A 19,858-nucleotide genomic window follows, 5' to 3' on the forward strand; every position below is an offset into this window, starting at 1 on the left:
TGCGGCTATGACGTCAGTCGCCGCGCGCCCTTCGACGGCCCGCTTCCCGACGGCCACCTACCGGCTCCAGTTGCAGCCGGAGTTCACCCTGCACGACGCCCGCCGGGCGGTGCCGTACCTGGCGGCGCTCGGCGTCTCGCACCTGCACCTGTCGCCGCTGCTGGAGGCGGTGCCGGGCTCCACGCACGGCTACGACACGGTCGACCACGGCCGGGTCGCCGAGCAGCTGGGCGGCGAGCAGGCGCTGCGCGAGCTCTCGGCGCACGCACGGCGACACGGCCTCGGCCTGATCGCGGACGTGGTGCCCAACCACATGGCGCTGCCGGTGCCGGAGCAGCTGAACCGGCCGCTGTGGCAGGTGCTGGCGAACGGCCCCGACGACCCGTTCGCCGCCTGGTTCGACATCGACTGGACCGCCCAGTCGGGCCCGGTCGACGCCCCCGGGCGCGGCCGCCTGCTGCTGCCGCTGCTCGGCGGCCGCCTCGGCGCGGAGCTCGGCGCGCTGACGGTGGACGGCGAGGTGCTGCGCTACCACGAGCACGAGTTCCCGCTGCGCCCCGGCACCGCGCACCTGCCGCTGCCGGAGCTGCTGGACCGCCAGTGGTACCGCCTGGCCTGGTGGAAGCTGGCCGACGAGCAGATCAACTACCGGCGGTTCTTCACCGTGAACGAGCTGATCGCGGTGCGGATGGAGGTCCCGGAGGTGTTCGAGGCGACGCACGCGGTGCTGCTGCGGCTGCACCGCGAGGGCGTCCTGGACGGCTTCCGGATCGACCACCCCGACGGGCTGGCCGACCCCCGCGGCTACCTGCGGCGCCTCGCGGAGGCCACCGGCGGCGCGTACACGGTGGTGGAGAAGATCCTCACCGGCGACGAGCGGCTGCCCGCCGACTGGCCGTGCGCGGGCACCACCGGCTACGACGCGCTGCGCCGGATCGACGGCGTGCTGACCGACCACCTGGGCGCGGAACGACTGACGATCACCTACCGGCGCGACGTCGGCGACCGGGCGGACGCGGCGGCGTCGGCGCTGATCGGCCGGGCCGAGATGGTGTCGCCGGACGGCGCGCTGTCCGCGGAGACCGACCGGCTGGTGCGCCTGGTCGAGCGGATCTGCGCGGACGGCCCGGAGCTGGCCGACCACTCGCCGCTGGCGGTGCGCCGGGCGCTGGAGGGCCTGCTCACCGAGTACCCGGTGTACCGCCCGTACGTGGTGCCGGGCGAGCCGGCCCCGGCCGAGGCCGCCGAGGCGCTCGCCCCGCCCGAGGGCGCGTCGGACACCGAGCTGCTGGTGCGCCGCCTCGCGCTCGGCGCGCTGGGCCGCTCCCCCGCGAAGGACGAGTTCTGCCACCGCTTCGGCCAGACCGCCTCGGCGGTGGCGGCCAAGGGCGTGGAGGACACCGCGTTCTACCGGTTCAACGCGCTGCTGTCGCTGAACGAGGTCGGCGGCCTCCCCGAGCACCCGGGCGTCGCCCCGGCGGACTTCCACCGCTGGTGCGAGCAGCAGGAGCAGCACTGGCCGCACGCGATGACGGCGCTGTCCACCCACGACACCAAGCGCAGCGCGGACGCCCGGGCCCGGCTCGCGGTGCTGGCGGAGCTGCCGGAGGCGTGGGCGGCGGAGTGCGCGGCGTGGACGGTGGCGGCCGGGCCGTGCCCGGACCGGGCCTCGGCGTGGCTGCTGTGGCAGACCCTGCTGGCGGCGTGGCCGCTGACCGAGGAGCGGCTGCTGGGCGTGGTGCTGAAGTCGGTGCGGGAGGCGAAGCGCCGCACCTCGTGGACGGCGCCGGACGAGGTGTTCGAGCAGCGGCTCGCCCAGTACGTGCGGGACGCGCTGGCCAATCCGGGGCTGTGTCCGCGGATCGCCGGGTTCGTCGGCATGCTGGAGCCGTTCGCCCGGGTGAACTCGCTGTCGGCGGCGCTGCTGCACCTGCTGGCGCCGGGCGTGCCGGACGTGTTCCAGGGCGGCGAGGAGCCGCTGTACACGCTGGTCGACCCGGACAACCGGGCCCCGGTGGACCTGGACGCGCTGGCGGTGCGGCTGACCGACGCGGCCGCGCCGCGCCCCGGCGACCTGGCCCGGGAGAAGCTGCACCTGACCACCACCGCCCTGCACCTGCGCCGCGAGGGCCCGCTGGGCGCCTACCGCCCGCTGACGGGGATCGGCCCGGCGGCCGAGCACCTGGTGGCGTTCGCCCGCGGCCGGCAGGTGGTGGGGGCGGCGACCCGGCTGCCGTACGGGCTGCTCCGGTCGGGCGGCTGGCGCGGCACCCTGCTGGAGCTGCCGCCGGGCCGCTGGACGGACCGGTTGACGGGCCGTCGCTTCACCGGCGGGGCGGTCGAACTGGCGTATCTGTTCCAGCAGCTGCCGGTGGCGCTGCTGGTGAAGGGGGCATGATGCGGTACCGGGTGTGGGCGCCGAAGGCCAGGGTGGTCGAGGTGGAGGTCGGGGCGATCCCGTACCTGCTGGAGCGCGATCCGGCGCACCCGGGCTGGTGGCACGGGGACGGCCCGGACGGCGACTACGGCTTCCGGCTGAACGGCGGCCCGGCGCTGCCCGATCCGCGCTCGCCCCGCCAGCCGTCCGGCCCGGACGGGCTGAGCCGCCCCGTCGACCACGCCGCGTTCGACTGGTCGGGGACGGCCTGGCGGGGCCGCCCGCTGCCGGGCGCGGTGGTGTACGAGCTGCACGTGGGCACCTTCACCGTCGAGGGCACCTTCGACGGGGCCGCCGCCCGCCTCGACCACCTGGTCGAACTCGGCGTGGACTTCGTCGAGTTGATGCCCGTCTGCCCGTTCCCGGGCCGGCACGGCTGGGGCTACGACGGGGTGGCGCCGTGGGCGGTCCACGAGCCGTACGGCGGCCCGGACGGGCTGAAGCGCTTCGTGGACGCGGCGCACCTGCGCGGCCTCGGCGTGATCCTCGACGTGGTGCACAACCACCTCGGCCCGTCCGGCAACTACCTGCCCCGGTTCGGCCCGTACTTCACCGACCGGCACCGGACCCCGTGGGGCGCGGCGGTGAACCTGGACGCGCCGGGCTCGGACGAGGTCCGGGCGTACCTGATCGGCAGCGCCCTGGCCTGGCTGCGCGACTACCGGATCGACGGGCTGCGGCTGGACGCGGTGCACGCGCTGGCGGACGACCGGGCGCTGCCGTTCCTGGAGGAACTCGCGGCCGCCGTAGAGGAGTTGGCGGAGGCCACCGGCCGCCCGCTGTTCCTGGTCGCCGAGTCGGACCTGAACGATCCGCGGACCACCGCGCCCCGGCAGGCCGGCGGGCTGGGGCTGACCGCGCAGTGGAGCGACGACTTCCACCACGCGCTGCACGCGCTGCTGACCGGCGAGAGCCAGGGCTACTACGCGGACTTCGCGGCCGACCCGTGGGCGGCGCTCGCCAAGACCCTCACCCGCGGCTTCTTCCACGACGGCAGCCCGTCCTCGTTCCGGGGCCGCTCGCACGGCCGCCCGTTCCCGTCGGCCTACGGGCACCGGCTGCTGGGCTACGCGCAGACCCACGACCAGATCGGGAACCGGGCCACCGGCGACCGGCTGTCGGCGTCGCTTCCGCCCGGCCGGCTGGCCGCCGCAGCGGCCCTCGTGCTCACCTCGCCCTTCACGCCGATGCTGTTCATGGGCGAGGAGTGGGGGGCGTCCACCCCCTGGCAGTACTTCACCGACCACACCGACCCGCAGCTCGCCGAGGCCGTCCGGCAGGGCCGGCGTCGGGAGTTCGCCGAGCACGGCTGGCGCGCCGAGGACGTCCCCGATCCGCAGGACGCGGCCACCGTCCGCGCCTCCACCCTGGACTGGTCCGAGCCGGGCCGCGCCCCGCATGCCGAACTGCTTGCCTGGCACCGGGAGTTGATCCGGCTGCGGCGCACCGCGCCCGAGCTGGCGGCCGGCGACCTGGCGGCGGTGCGGGTGCGGCACGACGCGGCGGAGGGCTGGCTGGCCGTGCACCGGGGCCGCTACCGGGTGCTGGCCAGGCTCGGCGGCGAGCAGCCCGCCGCCGTCCCGCTGGAGGGCGAACTCGCCGCCCTGGAGGCCTCGTTCGGCGAGGTGAAGGCCGGGGCGAACGGTGCGGTGCTGCTCGGGCCGGACGCGGTGGCGGTGCTGCGCACGGCCTGACTCGCCCCGGGCCGGGCTCACCACAGGCCGAGCCTCACCACAGGAAGGCGGCGATCCGGGCGTGCAGGTGGGCCGCGTCCAGGCCGTACGCCGCCAGGTGCTCGGGCAGCGACCCGTAGTGCCGGTGCTCGGCCACCGGCACGCCCAACCCGAGGACGCGGTGCGGCAGTTGCTCCAGCGCCCGGTGCGCCTCGCGCTCCGAGGTGCCGGCCAGGTACGGCTCGACCAGCACCACGTCGGCCCGGCCACCGATCGCCGCCCGCAGGCCCGCCGCGTCGAACGGCCGCACGGTGGCCGCGTACAGCACCGTCACGTCCAGCGTCTCGGTGGCCTCCAGCACCGCGTCCAGCATCGGGCCGACCGCCAGCACCACGCCCCGGGCGCCCTCACGGACCGTCAGGAATCGCCCCGGGACGATCGGCCGGGCCTCGCGGTTCTGCTGGACGGACAGCCGCACGTACTGCAGGCTGTCGCCCGCCGCGACGGCGTGGCGCAGCAGCAGGTCGGCCTCGGCGGGGTGGCCGGGGACGTGCACGTGCCAGTCGGGGAGGGTGTCCAGCAGGGCGACGTCGCCGGGCGCCATGTGGGTGCGCCCGCCGGCCGGCCAGTCGTAGGAACCGGCCGCGCTCACCAGCACCGCGCCGACGCCCTGGTGGTTCAGATCCAGCTTCACCTGCTCGAAGGGCCGCTCGATCAGGAAGCTGGCGAAGGTGTGCGCGATCGGCCGCATCCCGGTCAGCGCCAGGCCGCCGGCGACGCCGATCAGCAGCTGCTCGCGGATGCCGACGTTCACCACCCGGTCGGGGTGGGCGCTGGCCGCCTCGGGGAACTGGGCGGCGCCGATGTCGGCCAGCACCAGGGCGGTGCGCGGGTCCTGGTCGAGCAGCTCGGCGGTGGTCAGCGCGAACTGGTCGCGCATGGTGAACTCCTGGGTGGTCATGGTCTGCGGTCTCCGCTCTCGGTCGTTCTCGGGCAGCTGCTCTTGGGTGCTCAGCCGAACTTGGGCTCGGTGCGGGCCACCACCACGTGCGGGCGGCCGGGGTGCGGGGCGGTGTACGCCCGGTACAGCTCCTCGTGGTCGCGGCCGTCCACGGTGGCCGTCGACCAGCCCTCGCCCGCGAACCGGGCCGCGATGCCGCCGTTCCAGCCGTGCGTGGCCGAGGAGTTGTCGATCACCACCGCGTGCAGCCGCTCCAGGCCGTACGCCCCGGCGAACGCCACCGCCTCGTGGTTGCTGCCCTCGTCGAACTCGGCGTCCCCGATCAGCACCCACACCGCCGGGGCGTGCAGGCCCTGCGCCCGCAGGCCCAGCGCGGTGCCCACGGCCAGCGGCAGCCCGTGCCCCAGCGACCCGGAGCCGATCTCCGCGCCGGGCACCAGCAGCCGGTCCGGGTGGTGGCCTAGCGGCGAGTCGTACGACCCGAAGCTCGGCAGCAGCTCCACCGGGAAGAAGCCCTTCGCGGCCAGCACCGCGTAGTACGCCATCGGGCCGTGGCCCTTGGACAGCAGGAAGCGGTCCCGGTCGGGCGCGTCCACGGTGGCCGGGCCGACCTTGAGCACCCGGTCGTACAGCACCCACAGCGCGTCCAGGGTGGAGTTCGCGGCCGGCGAGTGCTTCTCGTCGCCGGTCATCAGCGAGATCAGGTGGGGCAGTTCGTCGAAACCGCCGGGAGTGCGCGTTGCTTCGCTCGTCATGCCAACGAGGATCCAACTTCAAGTGCGCTTCAGGTCAAGGCCGTGCGCCGGTAGTGTTCCGGGCCATGACGCCCACCCGGCACGACCGCCTCACCATCGGCCAGCTCGCCGAGCGCAGCGGCCTCGCCACCTCCGCGCTGCGCTACTACGAGAGCCTCGGCCTGATCCACGCCGAACGCACCACCGGCAACCAGCGCCGCTACCCGCGCGCGGCGCTGCGCCGGATCGCCTTCGTCCGGGCCGCCCAGCAGGTCGGACTCTCCCTGGAGGAGGTCCGCACCGCGCTCGCCCGACTGCCCGTGGACCGCGCGCCCACGCCCCGCGACTGGCACACCGTGGCCGGCGCCTGGCAGCACCGGATCGACCGACAGATCGCCGAACTCCAGCTGATGAAGGCCAAGTTGACGGGCTGCATCGGCTGCGGCTGCCTCTCCTTGAGCCGCTGCCTGCTGTACAACGCCGACGACCGGGCCGCCGCCGCCGGGCCCGGCGCCCGCTACCTGCTCACCCGCGACCCGGACGACGGGCCCGAACCCGCTGTCGGACCGGATCGCTAACCTGGCCGGAGGGACCGGTTTCGGCCATCCGTCGTCGAACCGGTTTCCCGGCCGTCTATGCTGCCCCCGAAAGCGTGTTCCACCGACGGGGGGCCGGATATGACCGATCATCAGGAGATCTCGCTCGACTGGATGTCCGGCGAGCAGTGTCCGCCGCCGTCCGCCGAGCTGCGCCCGGAGATCCCGCACCCGGCCCGAATGTACGACTACTACCTCGGCGGCAAGGACAACTTCCCCGCCGACCGGGCCGCCGCCGAACAGGTGCTCGCACTCAGCCCACTGGTGCGGATCAGCGCCCTCGCCAACCGCGCCTTCCTGCAGCGCGCGGTCCGCGCCCTCGCCGCCGAGCAGGGCATCCGCCAGTTCCTCGACATCGGCACCGGCATCCCCTCCGCGGGCAACACCCACGAGATCGCCCAGGCCGTCGATCCCACCGCCAAGGTCGCCTACCTGGACAACGACCCGATCGTGCTGGTGCACGGCCGGGCCCTGCTGGCCGGCGCGCAGCTGGGCAGCGTCAGCGTCCTGCAGGCCGACCTGCGCGACCCCGAGGCGATCCTCACCGACCCCGCCGTCCGCGAACTGCTCGACCTCGGCAAGCCGGTCGCCGTGATGCTGTTCGCGATCCTGCACTTCATCGACGACGCCGACGACCCGTACGGGATCGTCCGCACCCTGGTCGACGCCCTGCCCTCCGGCAGCTACCTCGCACTCTCGCACGGCACCGCCGACTTCGTCGACCCGGCCGAGGCCTCGAAGGGCCCCGCCGTCTACCGCTCCGCGACCGCGCAGCTCACCATGCGCAGCCGCGAACAGGTGCTGCGCTTCTTCGACGGCCTGGAACTGCTCGAACCCGGCCTGGTCACCGCCCCGCTGTGGCGCCCCGACCAGGCCCCGCAGGACACCGACGGCCAGGTCGCCATCTGGGCCGGCGTCGCCCGCAAGCCCTGACGCCGCCCTCAACCGCCGGGCGGCGGCGGTGCGATCATGAGGCTCCCCTCACCGACGGAGCCCCCGCCATGACCGCACTGCCGCCGCCCCTGGTCGACGCCGCCTGGCTGGCCGCCCGCCTCGACCGGCCCGACCTGGTCGTCCTCGACGCGAGCGTCGGCGCCCACCGCCACGCCGCCCACCGCATCCCCGGCGCCCGCCCGTTCGACCTCGACGGACCGCTGTCCGACCCGTCGTCCGAACTCCCGCACACCATGCCGTCGGCCGCCGACTTCCAGCGCGAACTGCGCGCCCTCGGCGTCCACGACCGCTCCACCGTGGTCGTCTACGACGGCGCGGGCATCTACTCCAGCCCGCGCGCCTGGTGGATGCTGCGCGCCATGGGCTTCGACCGCGCCGCCGTCCTGGACGGCGGACTCCCCGCCTGGCAGGCCGCCGGCCACCCCGTCACCACCCGTCGACTCCCGTACTCCCCCGGCGACTTCACCGCCCGCCCGCGCCCCGGCCTGCTGGTCGACCGCGACACCGTCGCCGCCGCCCTCACCGACCCCGCCACCGCCGTCCTGGACGCCCGCTCCCACGACCGCTTCACCGGCGACGCCCCCGAACCCCGCCCCCACCTGCGCCGCGGCCACCTCCCCGGCTCCACCAGCCTCCCCTTCACCGACCTGCTCACCCCCGACGGCCGCTACCTCCCCCTCCCCGCCCTCCATACCCGCCTCACCACCGCCACCACCCACCGCCCCCACCTCATCACCACCTGCGGCTCCGGCGTCACCGCCTGCATCCTCGCCTTCGCCGCCCACCTCACCGCCCACCCCACCCCCACCGTCTACGACGGCTCCTGGTCCGACTGGGGCCGCCCGGAAACCGCCCTCCCGGTGGCCACGGGAACCTGAGGTCCACGCCATTTCACCCCGGTCGGTGACCGCCCGCAGCGCTGCGGCGCACCTCAGTCGACCTCCACCGCCCTGGACAGCCGGCCCGGCCACCACATGTGGTGGGTGAGGTCGGCGGTGAGGGCGGTGACCAGGACGGAGCGGACGACCAGGGTGTCGAGGAGGACGCCTAGGGCGACGGCGAAGCCGATTTCGGCGAAGCCCACCAGGGGGAGGGTGCCGAGGACGGCGAAGGTGGCGGCGAGGATCAGGCCGGCGGAGGTGATGACGCCGCCGGTGGCGGCGAGGCCGGCGACGGCGCCGCGGCGGGTGCCGAGGTGGGCGGACTCCTCGCGGACGCGGGTCATCAGGAAGATGTTGTAGTCGATGCCGAGGGCGACCAGGAAGACGAAGACGAAGAGCGGGAACGCCGGGTCCTGGGCCTCGAAGTGGAAGACGTGCGCGAAGAAGAAGGCGCTGATGCCGAGCGCCGCCGCGTACGAGAGGACCACGGTGGCGATCAGCACCAGCGGCGCGACCACGGCGCGCAGCAGGGCGGCGAGGATCAGCAGCACCACGGCCAGGACCAGCGGGATGATCACCCGGTTGTCGCGGGCGGCGGCCCGTCCGGCGTCGAGGACGACCGCGGTGGGGCCACCGACCTGGGCGTTCGCCCCGGGCACGGCGCGCACGGCCGTCCGGACCCGGTCGACGGTGGCGCGGGCGGCGGCGCTGTCGGGGGCGTCGGCGAGGGTCGCCGGGAAGAAGGCCTCGCCGCCGCGCACCTCGGCGGGGCCGATCCCGGCGATGCCGGCGGTGCTCGCGGCGGCCTGCCGGACGGCGTCCAGCGGCGGGCCGGCGTTGCTGATCACCGACAGCGGCGCGCCCGTCCCGCCGGGGAAGTGCGCGGCCAGCACCTGCTGGCCGGTGACGGAGTCGGGGGTGCCGGTGAACGATCCGGCGGCGCTCAGGCCGGTCGCGTCGAGCGAGACCAGCCCGGCGGTGCAGGCGGCCAGGGCGAGCGCGGTGGCGATCCACACCTTGCGGGGGCGGTCGGCGATCCAGGCGCCGATCCGCGCCCAGCGCCCGGTCTTCGTCGGCTCGGGCGTGCCGTAGCCCGGGCGGACCGGCCAGAACACCCAGCGTCCGACGGTCACCAGCAGCGCGGGCAGCAGGGTGAGCATCGCGAGCAGGGCGACGACCACGCCGATCGCGCAGACCGGGCCGAGGCCGCGGGTGGAGTTCATCTCGGCGACCAGCAGGCACAGCATCGACGCGACGACCGTCGCCGAACTGGCCAGGACGGCCGGCCCGGCCCGGTGCAGGGCGGCGGCCATCGCCTCGTGCCGGTCCTGGTGGCGTCGCAGTTCCTCCCGGTAGCGGGCGGTCAGCAGCAGCGCGTAGTCGGTGCCCGCGCCGAGCACCAGCACGATCAGGATGCCGGCGCTCTGCGCGTTGACGGTCAGTCCGGCGTGCTTCGCCAGCAGGTAGATGACGGCCTCGGCCACCGTCAGCGCCGCCCCGGCGGACAGCAGCGGGAGCAGCCACAGCACGGGGCTGCGGTAGGTGAGCAGCAGCAGGACGACCACCACGCCGACGGTCGCGAACAGCAGCGTGCTGTCGATGCCCTCGAACGCCTTCGCCTGGTCGGCGGCGATCCCGCCGGGGCCGGTGACGTGCGTGACCAGCCCGGGCGGCGCGTCGGCCGCGGCGGTGGCGCGCATGCTGTCGACGGCGGGCTTGAGGTTGTTCCACCCGCTGGTGCCGACCTCGACGGGCACCACGGTCTGCATCGCCTGCCCGTCCGCAGAGACGGTCGGCCCGACCACCGGTCCGACCACGTGCGGCGCGCCGGCGAAGCTCTCGGCGTCGCGGGCCGCCGCAGCCCGGTCCTCGGCGGTGACGCCACCCGACCGCTCGTACACCACCACGGCCTCGGCGGTGTCCACCGGCTGGAACCGGCGCTGCGCCTCCTGCACCCGGGTCGACTCGGCGTTCGCGGGCAGCCAGCTGGACGCCTGGTTGTCCTCGGCGCCCATCAGCTTCCCGGCCGGCGGCGCGGCGGCCAGCAGCAGCATCAGCCACAGCGCCAGCACCACCCACTTGCCGCGCCGCCCGCACGGCAGCGCGGACCATCTTCTGCCGGAACTCATCGCGACCGGCCCCCAGTCGACGACCCCGGGCGGGGCCGTCCGCCGCGCCCTCCTCGTCCCAGCATCGGGCCGGGCCCGCCGGCCCGCGCGCGCCGCGACCCGATCGGCGCAGGTCAGGCGCTGCGTTGCGCCAGTTGCCGCCAGAGTTCCCGGACGCGGGCGGTGAGAGCGTCGAGGTCGCCGCTGTTGTCGAGGACCAGGTCGGCGACGGCGAGGCGGTCCTCACGAGTGGCCTGGGCGGCCATCCGGGCGCGGGCCTCGTCCTCGGGCATGCCGCGCAGCGCCGTCAGGCGGCGCAGGCGTTCGGCGTCGGGGACATCGATGACCACGACCAGGTCGTACAGCGGGGCGAGACCGTTCTCGGCGAGCAGCGGGACGTCGTGCACGACGATCGCGTCCGGGCCGGCGGCGGCCTCCAGTTCGGCGGACCGGGCCCGCACCAGCGGGTGGACGATGGCGTTGAGCGCGGCGAGGCGGGCCGGGTCGCCGAAGACGATCCGGCCGAGCGCGGGACGGTCGAGCGCGCCGTCGGGCAGCAGCACCTCGGGGCCGAACTCGGCGACCACCGCGGCCAGTCCGGGCGTCCCGGGGGCGACCACCTCACGGGCGATCAGGTCCGAGTCGACGATCACCGCGCCCAGCGCGGCCAGTTGGCGGGAGACCTCGCTCTTGCCCGCGCCGATGCCGCCCGTCAGTCCGATCCTCAGCATGCCGCCAGGTTACCGGCCCGTACCGCGGCGCTCGCGGCGGCCCGGGCGGGACGAACACCGGGCGAACTCCGAAGGAACTCTCCGGGCCCTCGTCCAAGGGACGTCCGGAAAAAGTTGTCCGTACAGCTCTACGGGCCCGCTCGGGCCGCTAAGGTGCCGAACAGCTCGAACACCTGCACCACCATCGAACGATCGGAGCACCATCCGTGTCCAGCATCTGGCCCGCCGGCCCGCGCCGGGTCCTGGTCGTCGGCATCGACGGCGTCCGTCTCGACCTGCTGCCCGAGCTGCACACCCCGCACCTGGACGCGGTCGCCGCCGCCGGTTTCCTCAGCCCCGTCGAGGTGGACGACGCCACCCCGACGATGTCCGGCCCGTGCTGGGCGACCATCGCCACCGGCGTCGGCGTCGCCAAGCACGGCGTGCTCGGCAACCACCTGGGCGGCCACCGGCTCGACGTGTTCCCGGACTTCACCACCCGGCTGGCCAAGGCCCACCGCCGCCGGACCTTCGCGGTCGGCGGCTGGGAGCCGCTGTTCCTGGCCCGCGACGGCGGCCCGCTGTTCAACGCGCCCGGCCGGCTCTCGTACATCGCCCCGCTGGAGGACACCCCGGAGGCGTGGGAGGTCTGCGACGAGCGGGTCACCGCCGAGGCCGAGTACGTGCTCGCCCGGTCCGACGACGACCCGCAGGCGTCCTTCGTCTACCTCGGCGCGGTCGACGAGACGGCGCACTTCCGCGGCTGCGGCGAGGACTACCGCCGCTCCATCGAGACCGCCGACGCCCGCCTCGGCCGCCTGCTGGCCGCGCTGCGCGAACGGTCCACGTACGCCGCCGAGGAGTGGACGGTCATCGTCGTCACCGACCACGGCCACGTCGACGCGGGCGGCCACGGCGGCCGCAGCGACCTCGAACGCACCGCCTGGATCGCCGCGTTCGGCCCCGGCATCACCCCGGGCGCGCCGGTCGGCCCGCTGCACCACACCGACGTCGCGGCGCACGTGTACGCGGCGCTGGAGATCGTCCCCGACCCGCACTGGACGCTCGACGGCCGCCCGTTCACGGCCGCCGTGCCCGCCCTCTGACCGACCGTCAGACCAGCTCGACCGACTCGCCGACGTCCAGGGTCCGGTACGCCACCCCGCCGGTGCCGGGCCCCTGCGGGCCGAGCAGCCGCCCGTGCACGGCCCGGCCGGCCGGGCTGAGCGTCTCGTCGTGGATCGCCACCGCCTGCCGGGGCCGGGCGTCGCGCAGGTAGTCGACCAGTTCGCCGACCCGCAGCCAGGGCGCGCCGAGCGGCAGCAGCAGCGTGTCGACGGTGTCCGGCGGGACGGTCAGCGCGTCGCCCGGGTGGAACACCCGGCCGCCGAGCAGGAACCCGATGTTCGGGATCCGCTCGATGTCCGGGTGGATCTCCGCGTGCCACTCGCCGTGCACCGTCACCGGCAGCCCGTCCAGCTCGAACGCGTCGCCCTCGCCGACCACCGTCACCCGCGCCCCGATGCCCTCCAACTGCCGGGCCACCGAACGGTTGGTGTACACCCGCAGCCCCGGGTTCGCCTCGACGGCGGCCCGCACCTGCGGTTCGGTGAAGTGGTCGACGTGCTCGTGGGTGATCAGCAGGGCGCGCACGTCCCGCACCGCCTCGGGGCCGGTGAACATGCCGGGATCGATCAGCACCGCCCCTTCCGCGTGCTCGATCCGGACGCAGGCATGGCCGAACTTCGTCAGTCGCATACCGCCACCCTAGGGCCTGTCCGGCCGATCCCGCCGGGCGCACGACGCCGACGGTCCTAGGGCGTGCCCACCAGTCCCGGCTCCTTCGGCAGCCGCGGTGCGGGCAGCTCCGCCGGACGCAGCGGCGGCAGTTCGACGTGCTCGCTCAGGCCGATGCGGCGGTGCAGGCGGCGCAGCGGGGCGGGCGCCCACCAGTTGAGGCGGCCGAACAGCGACATGGTGGCGGGCACCAGCAGGGTGCGCACCAGGGTGGCGTCCACGGCGACGGCGACGGCCAGCGCGATGCCCATCTGCTTGACCATGAGCATCTGCCCGAAGGCGAACCCGGCGAACACGATCACCATCAGCAGCCCGGCCGAAGTGATGATCCGACCGCTGCGCTGCAGCCCCAGCTCCACCGACCGCAGACAGCCGTGGCCCTGGTCGTGCAGCTCCTTGATCCGGGACAGCAGGAACACCTCGTAGTCCATCGACAGCCCGAACGCGAAGGCGAACACCAGCACCGGGATCACGGTCTCCAGGCCGCCGGTCGGGGTGAACCCGAGCAGCCCGCTGAAGTACCCGTGCTGGAACACCAGCGTCAGCGCCCCCAGCGACGCGCCCAACGACAGCACGTTCATCAGCAGCGCCTTCACCGGCAGCACCACCGACCCGGTCATCATGAACAGCAGCACCAGCGTCCCCGCCGCGACCAGCCCGACCGCCCACGGCCCGCGCGAGCCGAGCTCGTGCTGGAAGTCCACCAGCGACGCCGCGTCCCCCGTCACGTACGTCTCCAGGCCGCCCCGGTGCTCGCGCAGCTCACCGACCACCCGCTTGGCCTCCGCCCCCTGCGGGTCGCCCTTCACCAGCACGTCCACGGTCTGCACCCCGTCCGACACGGGAGTGACGGCCCGCACCCCGGACACGCCCGGCAGCGATGCCACCACGCTGTCCGCGTAGTGCTGCGCCTGCTGCGGCGTCCCCTCGACCACCACCTGCACCGGGGCCGGAGCCTGCGCCGGGAAACGTTCCTGCACGGCCTCGGCGACCTGCCGGGACGCGAAACTCTTCGGCAGCACATCGGCGCCCGAGATGCGGAAGTGCGAACCCAGGAACGGCGCCCCCGCCGCGAGCAGCAGCGTCACGCACGCCAGCATCACCGGCACCGCCCGCCGCTGCACCCGGCGCACCGTCCGCGAGAAGAACCCCTCGTCCGGGACGGGCGCGCTCGGCGCCTTGATCCGCCGCCCCATGAACCCCAGCAGCGCCGGCACCAGTGTCAGCGCCGCCGCCACCGCGATCACCACCACGCTCACCCCCGCCGCGGCGACCGCCCGGAACACCGGGCTGGTGAACACGAACAGACCGCTCAGCGCCACCGCCACCGTCAGCCCCGAGAACGCCACCGTCCGACCGGCCGTCGCCGACGTCCGCTCCACCGCCTGCGCGATCGTCGCGCCCAGACCGCGCTCCTCCCGGAACCGGTTCACCATCAGCAACGCGTAGTCGATCGACAGCCCCAGCCCGAGCACCGTCGCGATCGGCAGCACGCTGGTGTCGATGTCCATGATCCGGCTGAACCCGAACATCGCCAGCAACGCCCCGCCCACCGAGGCCACCGCCCCGATCCCCGGCAGCCCCGCCGCGGCCAGCCCGCCGAACACCAGCACCATCACGATCAGAGTGAGCGGCAGCGTCACGATCTCCCCGAACCGGGTGTCCCGCGCCGTCTGGTCCTTCACCTCCTGCTGCAGCACCGGATCCCCGCCCACCACCGTGTGCGCCCCGTCCGCGGTGATCTGCTCCAGCCGGTCCGTCACGGCCTTGAGCTGCTTCGCCGACGCCCCGTCCGCGATCCGCACGTTCACCAGCGACGCCCGGCCGTCACCCGCGCTCAGCTGGCCCCCGGTCGAGTACGTGTCCGCCACCGAGACCACCCCCGGCAGCTTCGCCACCTCGGAACTCGCCCGCTGAACAGCCGCCTTGACCCCCTCGCTCCCCACCGGCGCCCCGTCGACCACCGCCGTCACCGTGCCCTGCACCGGATCCGCCGCCTGCACGACCGCCACACCCCGCGCCGATTCCGACCCCCCGCCCCCCGTCCCCGCCACCGACCCCTCGAACACCCGCCCGCCGATCAGCACCCCCACCGCGAGCACGACCGCCCAGAACCCCAACACCCAACGCCGATACCGAAAACACACTCGCCCAAGCCCGGCCAACCGACCGTGAACCTGGAAAACCTGGACCTCTGCTGCGGTGGAGCACGAGCTGCGCATGCGGGGAGCCTTTCGGACAACTCACCCCAAGGTATGCGTCACGCCGCGAACGTCCTATAGCCGGACGATGAGCCTCATCTCACAATTCCCTTCACATAAACGCCACTTAAGCTCCTCAGAAGGACACGCACCGCCTCGGAACGAGACGAGGGGGTGGGAGCGCCGCGCGAAGCGGACAGCTCGGGCGACGTCCGGCGCCCCCGCCCGGGCGAGCTCAGCCGGTAGCACGCGTGGCACACCTCACCCGGCCCCGCGCAGCGTCCCCCATTGGCGCGCGGGCACAAAAACAAGGACCCTCTGCCCAGGAAAGCCTGGGCAGGGGGTCCCTACGTGAGTCAACTACTCAGCGAGAGCGATTCAGCTCTGGCCGCCGGCCAGCTTCTCGCGCAGAGCAGCCAGCGCCTCGTCCGAGGCAAGCGCGCCGGAGCCCTCGTCGCTGCTGGAGGAGTACGAGCCGCCACCGGACACCGGGGCCTCCTCGCCGGCCTCGGCGGCAGCAGCCGCGTCCGCCTCGCGGGACTTGATGACCTGGGCCTGGTGCTGCTCGAAGCGGGCCTGGGCCTCGGCGTACTGCCGCTCCCACTCCTCGCGCTGCTTCTCGAAGCCGGGCAGCCAGTCGTTCGCCTCGGGGTCGAAGCCCTCCGGGTAGATGTAGTTGCCCTGGTCGTCGTAGGACGCGGCCATGCCGTACAGGGTCGGGTCGAACTCGACCGACGCCGGGTCGGCACCGAGGGACTCGTTGGCCTGCTTCAGCGAGAGGCTGATGCGACGACGCTCGAGGTCGATGTCGATGACCTTGACGAAGATCTCGTCGCCGACCTGGACGACCTGCTCCGGGATCTCGACGTGGCGCTCGGCCAGCTCGGAGATGTGGACCAGGCCCTCGATGCCCTCGTCCACGCGGACGAACGCACCGAACGGAACCAGCTTGGTGACCTTACCCGGCACGACCTGGGAGATCTGGTGCGTGCGGGCGAACTGCTGCCACGGGTCCTCCTGGGTCGCCTTCAGCGACAGGGAGACGCGCTCGCGGTCCATGTCAACGTCGAGAACCTCGACGGTGACCTCCTGGCCGACCTCGACAACCTCGTTCGGGTGGTCGATGTGCTTCCAGGACAGCTCGGAGACGTGCACCAGACCGTCGACGCCGCCGAGGTCGACGAACGCACCGAAGTTGACGATCGAGGAGACGACGCCGGAGCGGACCTGACCCTTCTGCAGGGTGGTGAGGAACGTCTGGCGAACCTCGCTCTGGGTCTGCTCGAGCCAGGCACGGCGGGACAGGACCACGTTGTTGCGGTTCTTGTCCAGCTCGATGATCTTCGCCTCGAGCTCCTTGCCCACGTAGGGCTGGAGGTCGCGGACGCGACGCATCTCGACCAGCGAGGCCGGGAGGAAGCCGCGGAGGCCGATGTCGAGGATGAGACCACCCTTGACGACCTCGATGACGGTACCGGTGACGATGCCGTCCTCTTCCTTGATCTTCTCGATCGTGCCCCAGGCGCGCTCGTACTGCGCACGCTTCTTGGACAGGATCAGGCGACCCTCCTTGTCCTCCTTCTGGAGAACCAGGGCCTCGATGTTGTCGCCGACAGCGACAACCTCGTGGGGGTCGACGTCGTGCTTGATCGAGAGCTCGCGGGACGGGATGACACCCTCGGTCTTGTAACCGATGTCGAGGAGCACCTCGTCACGGTCGACCTTCACGATGACGCCCTCAACGATGTCGCCGTCGTTGAAGTACTTGATGGTCTCGTCGATGGCGGCGAGGAAGGCCTCGGCGTCGCCGATGTCGTTGACCGCAACCTGCGGGGTGGTGCTGACAGAGGTGTCGGTGGGGCTCGTCATTAGGAAAAGGGCTCCGGTACGGACATGAAGTCGTAGTAATGCCACGCGGAGGGCCCTGATCGCTCCCACCGAAAGCCGTACAGGCCGGAAAACGGCCACCGAATCGATTCCACCAACCGGAATCCCGATGCCCGTCTGACGACCGTTGGGGTCTTCGACAGATGCGAGCGCGACCTGCTCCGTCCGAGGCGCGCAGGCCCGCAGCGCAACTTGTAGCATACGGGGACACCCGGACACGGTCAATGCCGAAGGCGGCAAGACCGGTAGAGGCCGGGACGGATCAGGCCATATCCTCCGAAGGCACACCTCGCGGCGGCTCGAACACCGGCCCTACCCCGGATGCCACGGCCCGACCCGGTCCCGCAAAGGACCGACTCCGCGGCAGTGGCGCTTCCGCATCCCATACCTTACGTGACGGATTCCATGACCCACTCCACCACCCCCGGCCCCGACGCGTCCCGCGACTACGACCCCGCCGAGTACGACGTCCCGAGCGCCTACCGCACCGACGCCGAGCCGGACGACGACGACGGCGACGAGGCGCTCCGGCGGGAGGCCGGGGAGGTGGAATCGAGCCGGGCGAGTCGGCACTGGTGGGACCGGAACGCGGACGACTACCAGGACGAGCACGGGGAGTTCCTGGGGGACGACCGGTTCACCTGGTGTCCGGAGGGGGTGGACGAGGCCGAGGTGCGGCTGCTCGGTGAGCCGGCGGCGCTGAAGGGCGCGGATGTGCTGGAGATCGGGTCGGGCGCGGCGCAGTGCTCGCGCTGGCTGGCGGCGCAGGGCGCCCGGCCGGTGGCGCTGGACATCTCGTACCGGCAGTTGCAGCACTCGCGGCGGATCGATCTGGGCCGCGGCCTGGAGCCGGTCGCGGTGGTGCAGGCGGACGCGGCCACGCTGCCGTTCGCGGACGGCTCGTTCGACCACGCGTGTTCGGCGTACGGCGCGGTGCCGTTCAGCGCGGACACCTCGCGGCTGATGCGCGAGGTGCACCGGGTGCTGCGACCGGGCGGGCGGTGGGTGTTCTCGGTGACGCACCCGATCCGCTGGGCGTTCCCCGACGAGCCGGGCGAGGAGGGCCTGACGGCGTCGTCGTCGTACTTCGACCGGACGCCGTACGTGGAGCAGGACGAGCAGGGCGTGGCGACGTACGTCGAGCACCACCGGACGCTGGGCGACCGGGTGCGGGAGCTGGTCGGGGCCGGGTTCGTGCTGCTCGACCTGATCGAGCCGGAGTGGCCGGAGGAGCTGGAGCAGGAGTGGGGCGGCTGGAGCCCGCTGCGCGGCCGACACATCCCCGGGACGGCGATCTTCGTCGCCCGCCGGGACGGCTGACGGTGCGCACCGGGGGGCTCGAACTGCCGGTCCGCACTGCGCTGCCCGGGTTGGCCGAGGCGTTGGAGGGGCACGGCGCGGCGGTGCTGTCCGCGCCGCCCGGCACCGGAAAGACGACGCTGGTGCCACTCGCGCTGGCGGGCCTGCTGGAAGCTTTCCCCGGTCCGCCGCGCCGGGTGCTGGTCGCCGAGCCGCGGCGGCTGGCGGTGCGGGCCGCCGCCCGCCGGATGGCCTGGCTGCTGGGCGAGAATGTCGGCGGCCGGGTCGGGTTCACGGTGCGCGGCGAGCGCCGGGTCGGCCCGGACACCCGGGTCGAGGTGGTCACCACCGGCGTCCTGCTGCAGCGTCTGCAGCGCGACCCCGAGCTGCCGGGCGTGGACACCGTGGTGCTCGACGAGTGCCACGAGCGGCACCTGGACGCGGACACCGCGCTGGCGTTCCTGCTGGACGTCCGGGCAGCGCTCCGCCCGGAGCTGCGGCTGCTGCTGGCCTCGGCCACCGCTGACACCGACGCCTGGGCCGAGTTGCTGGACGGCGCGCCGGTGGTGGCCGCCGAGGGCGTGTCGCACCCGGTGGAGGCGGTGTGGGCGCCGCCGCCGGGCACCGTCCGGCCGCCGCACGGGACGCGGGTCGATCCCGCGCTGCTGGAGCACGTCGCGGCGACGGTCCGCCGGGCGCTCGCCGAGCGGGACGGGGACGTGCTGTGCTTCCTGCCGGGCGTGGGCGAGATCGCCCGAGTGGCCGGGCAGCTGGACGGCGTCGAGGTGCTGCAGCTGCACGGGCAGGCCCCGCAGGCGGTGCAGGACGCGGCGCTGGCGGCCGGGCAGCGGTGGCGGGTGGTGCTGGCCACCTCGGTCGCCGAGTCCTCGCTGACGGTGCCGGGCGTGCGGGTGGTGGTCGACTCCGGGCTGACCCGAGAGCCGCGCACCGACCACGCCCGCGGCCTGTCGGGGCTGGTCACCGTCCGCACCTCGCTGGCCGCCGCCCGGCAGCGGGCCGGCCGGGCCGGGCGGGAGGCTCCCGGCACGGTGTACCGGTGCTGGGCGGAGGTGGAGGACGCCCTCGCGGCGCGCTTCCCGACGCCCGAGATCGCGCTCGCCGACCTGACGTCGTTCGCCCTCCAGGCCGCCTGCTGGGGCGACCCGGACGCCACCGGCCTCGCCCTCCCCGACCCGCCGCCCGCCGGGGCGATGGCCGCCGCCCGCACCACGCTGCGCGCGCTGGACGCGGTGGACGCCGATGGCCGCCCCACCGACCGCGGCCGGGCGATCGCCCGCACCGGCCTGCACCCCCGGTTGGCCCGCGCGCTGCTGGACGGCGCCGCGGCGGTGGGCTCCCGGCGCGCGGCCGAGGTGGTCGCGCTGCTCTCCGAGGAGCCGCCGCGCGCGCTCGGCGACGACCTGGCCCACATCTGGCGCACCGTCAGGCAGGGCAACGACCCGTACGCGCGCCGCTGGAAGGACGAGACCCGCCGACTGGAACAGCAGATCGACAGATCGTCAGGTGGATCCGCGGAGCCGCATGCGGCCGTCGGCCTGGTGGTCGGCCTGGCGTACCCGGAGCGGCTCGCCAAGGCCCGCGGGGGCAGCGAGGGCGGCG

At 74.0% G+C, this 19,858-nt stretch carries 15 protein-coding genes; 8 read left to right on the forward strand and 7 right to left on the reverse strand.

Annotated features, from left to right (window positions below):
* Window positions 1-7 precede the first annotated feature (7 nt).
* Both treY and treZ read left to right on the forward strand, forming a co-directional pair.
* Complete coding sequence (treY, locus tag IEZ12_RS07285; RefSeq protein ID WP_189271301.1) at window positions 8-2,398, forward strand: malto-oligosyltrehalose synthase; 2,391 nt, start codon at window positions 8-10, stop codon at window positions 2,396-2,398.
* Window positions 2,398-4,131, forward strand: a complete 1,734-nt coding sequence (gene treZ, locus IEZ12_RS07290) for a malto-oligosyltrehalose trehalohydrolase (protein ID WP_189271393.1) — start codon at window positions 2,398-2,400, stop codon at window positions 4,129-4,131. Before treY ends, treZ begins: the two co-directional genes overlap by 1 nt.
* 34 nt (window positions 4,132-4,165) lie before the next feature.
* Here the strand turns inward: treZ and IEZ12_RS07295 are convergent, their stop codons facing one another.
* Both IEZ12_RS07295 and IEZ12_RS07300 read right to left on the reverse strand, forming a co-directional pair.
* Complete coding sequence (locus tag IEZ12_RS07295; RefSeq protein WP_189271302.1) at window positions 4,166-5,071, reverse strand: transketolase family protein; 906 nt, start codon at window positions 5,069-5,071, stop codon at window positions 4,166-4,168.
* A 50-nt stretch (window positions 5,072-5,121) separates the two neighbouring features.
* Window positions 5,122-5,826 carry a thiamine pyrophosphate-binding protein gene (locus tag IEZ12_RS07300; RefSeq protein ID WP_189271303.1) on the reverse strand — a complete coding sequence of 235 codons (705 nt, stop codon included), beginning with the start codon at window positions 5,824-5,826 and terminating at the stop codon, window positions 5,122-5,124.
* 65 nt (window positions 5,827-5,891) lie between these two features.
* Between IEZ12_RS07300 and soxR the strand changes: the two genes are divergently transcribed.
* From soxR to IEZ12_RS07315, 3 genes are all read left to right on the forward strand, one after another.
* A complete protein-coding gene (gene soxR / locus IEZ12_RS07305; RefSeq protein ID WP_100586940.1) occupies window positions 5,892-6,383 on the forward strand; it encodes a redox-sensitive transcriptional activator SoxR in 492 nt (163 codons plus the stop codon).
* A gap of 99 nt (window positions 6,384-6,482) precedes the next feature.
* A complete protein-coding gene (locus IEZ12_RS07310) occupies window positions 6,483-7,334 on the forward strand; it encodes an SAM-dependent methyltransferase (protein ID WP_189271304.1) in 852 nt (283 codons plus the stop codon).
* 68 nt (window positions 7,335-7,402) lie between these two features.
* Window positions 7,403-8,233: a sulfurtransferase gene (locus IEZ12_RS07315; protein ID WP_189271305.1), complete on the forward strand. Its 831-nt coding sequence runs from the start codon at window positions 7,403-7,405 to the stop codon at window positions 8,231-8,233.
* Window positions 8,234-8,286: 53 nt separating this feature from the next.
* Here the strand turns inward: IEZ12_RS07315 and IEZ12_RS07320 are convergent, their stop codons facing one another.
* Entirely contained in the window at window positions 8,287-10,365 is a 2,079-nt protein-coding gene (locus IEZ12_RS07320; protein WP_189271306.1) for an MMPL family transporter, read from the reverse strand.
* 113 nt (window positions 10,366-10,478) lie between these two features.
* Window positions 10,479-11,075: a dephospho-CoA kinase gene (coaE, locus tag IEZ12_RS07325; RefSeq protein WP_189271307.1), complete on the reverse strand. Its 597-nt coding sequence runs from the start codon at window positions 11,073-11,075 to the stop codon at window positions 10,479-10,481.
* 206 nt (window positions 11,076-11,281) lie between these two features.
* On the opposite strand from coaE, the gene IEZ12_RS07330 reads away from it, so the two are divergent.
* Entirely contained in the window at window positions 11,282-12,160 is an 879-nt protein-coding gene (locus IEZ12_RS07330) for an alkaline phosphatase family protein (RefSeq protein ID WP_189271308.1), read from the forward strand.
* A 7-nt stretch (window positions 12,161-12,167) separates the two neighbouring features.
* On the opposite strand, the gene IEZ12_RS07335 is transcribed toward IEZ12_RS07330, so the two are convergent.
* The 3 genes from IEZ12_RS07335 to rpsA form a co-directional block, all read right to left on the reverse strand.
* Window positions 12,168-12,812 carry an MBL fold metallo-hydrolase gene (locus tag IEZ12_RS07335; protein ID WP_100586950.1) on the reverse strand — a complete coding sequence of 215 codons (645 nt, stop codon included), beginning with the start codon at window positions 12,810-12,812 and terminating at the stop codon, window positions 12,168-12,170.
* 56 nt (window positions 12,813-12,868) lie between these two features.
* Complete coding sequence (locus IEZ12_RS07340) at window positions 12,869-14,974, reverse strand: MMPL family transporter (protein WP_189271309.1); 2,106 nt, start codon at window positions 14,972-14,974, stop codon at window positions 12,869-12,871.
* Window positions 14,975-15,430: 456 nt separating this feature from the next.
* A complete protein-coding gene (gene rpsA, locus IEZ12_RS07345) occupies window positions 15,431-16,921 on the reverse strand; it encodes a 30S ribosomal protein S1 (RefSeq protein ID WP_043913368.1) in 1,491 nt (496 codons plus the stop codon).
* A gap of 423 nt (window positions 16,922-17,344) precedes the next feature.
* Here rpsA and IEZ12_RS07350 point away from each other — a divergent pair, with 423 nt between their 5' ends.
* Both IEZ12_RS07350 and IEZ12_RS37910 read left to right on the forward strand, forming a co-directional pair.
* Entirely contained in the window at window positions 17,345-18,259 is a 915-nt protein-coding gene (locus IEZ12_RS07350; protein WP_373295449.1) for a class I SAM-dependent methyltransferase, read from the forward strand.
* A gap of 2 nt (window positions 18,260-18,261) precedes the next feature.
* The coding region (locus tag IEZ12_RS37910) for a helicase-related protein (protein WP_268250236.1) at window positions 18,262-19,858 on the forward strand (1,597 nt) is incomplete at its 3' end.

The organism is Kitasatospora griseola (assembly GCF_014648555.1).
Classification (GTDB): domain Bacteria; phylum Actinomycetota; class Actinomycetes; order Streptomycetales; family Streptomycetaceae; genus Kitasatospora; species Kitasatospora griseola.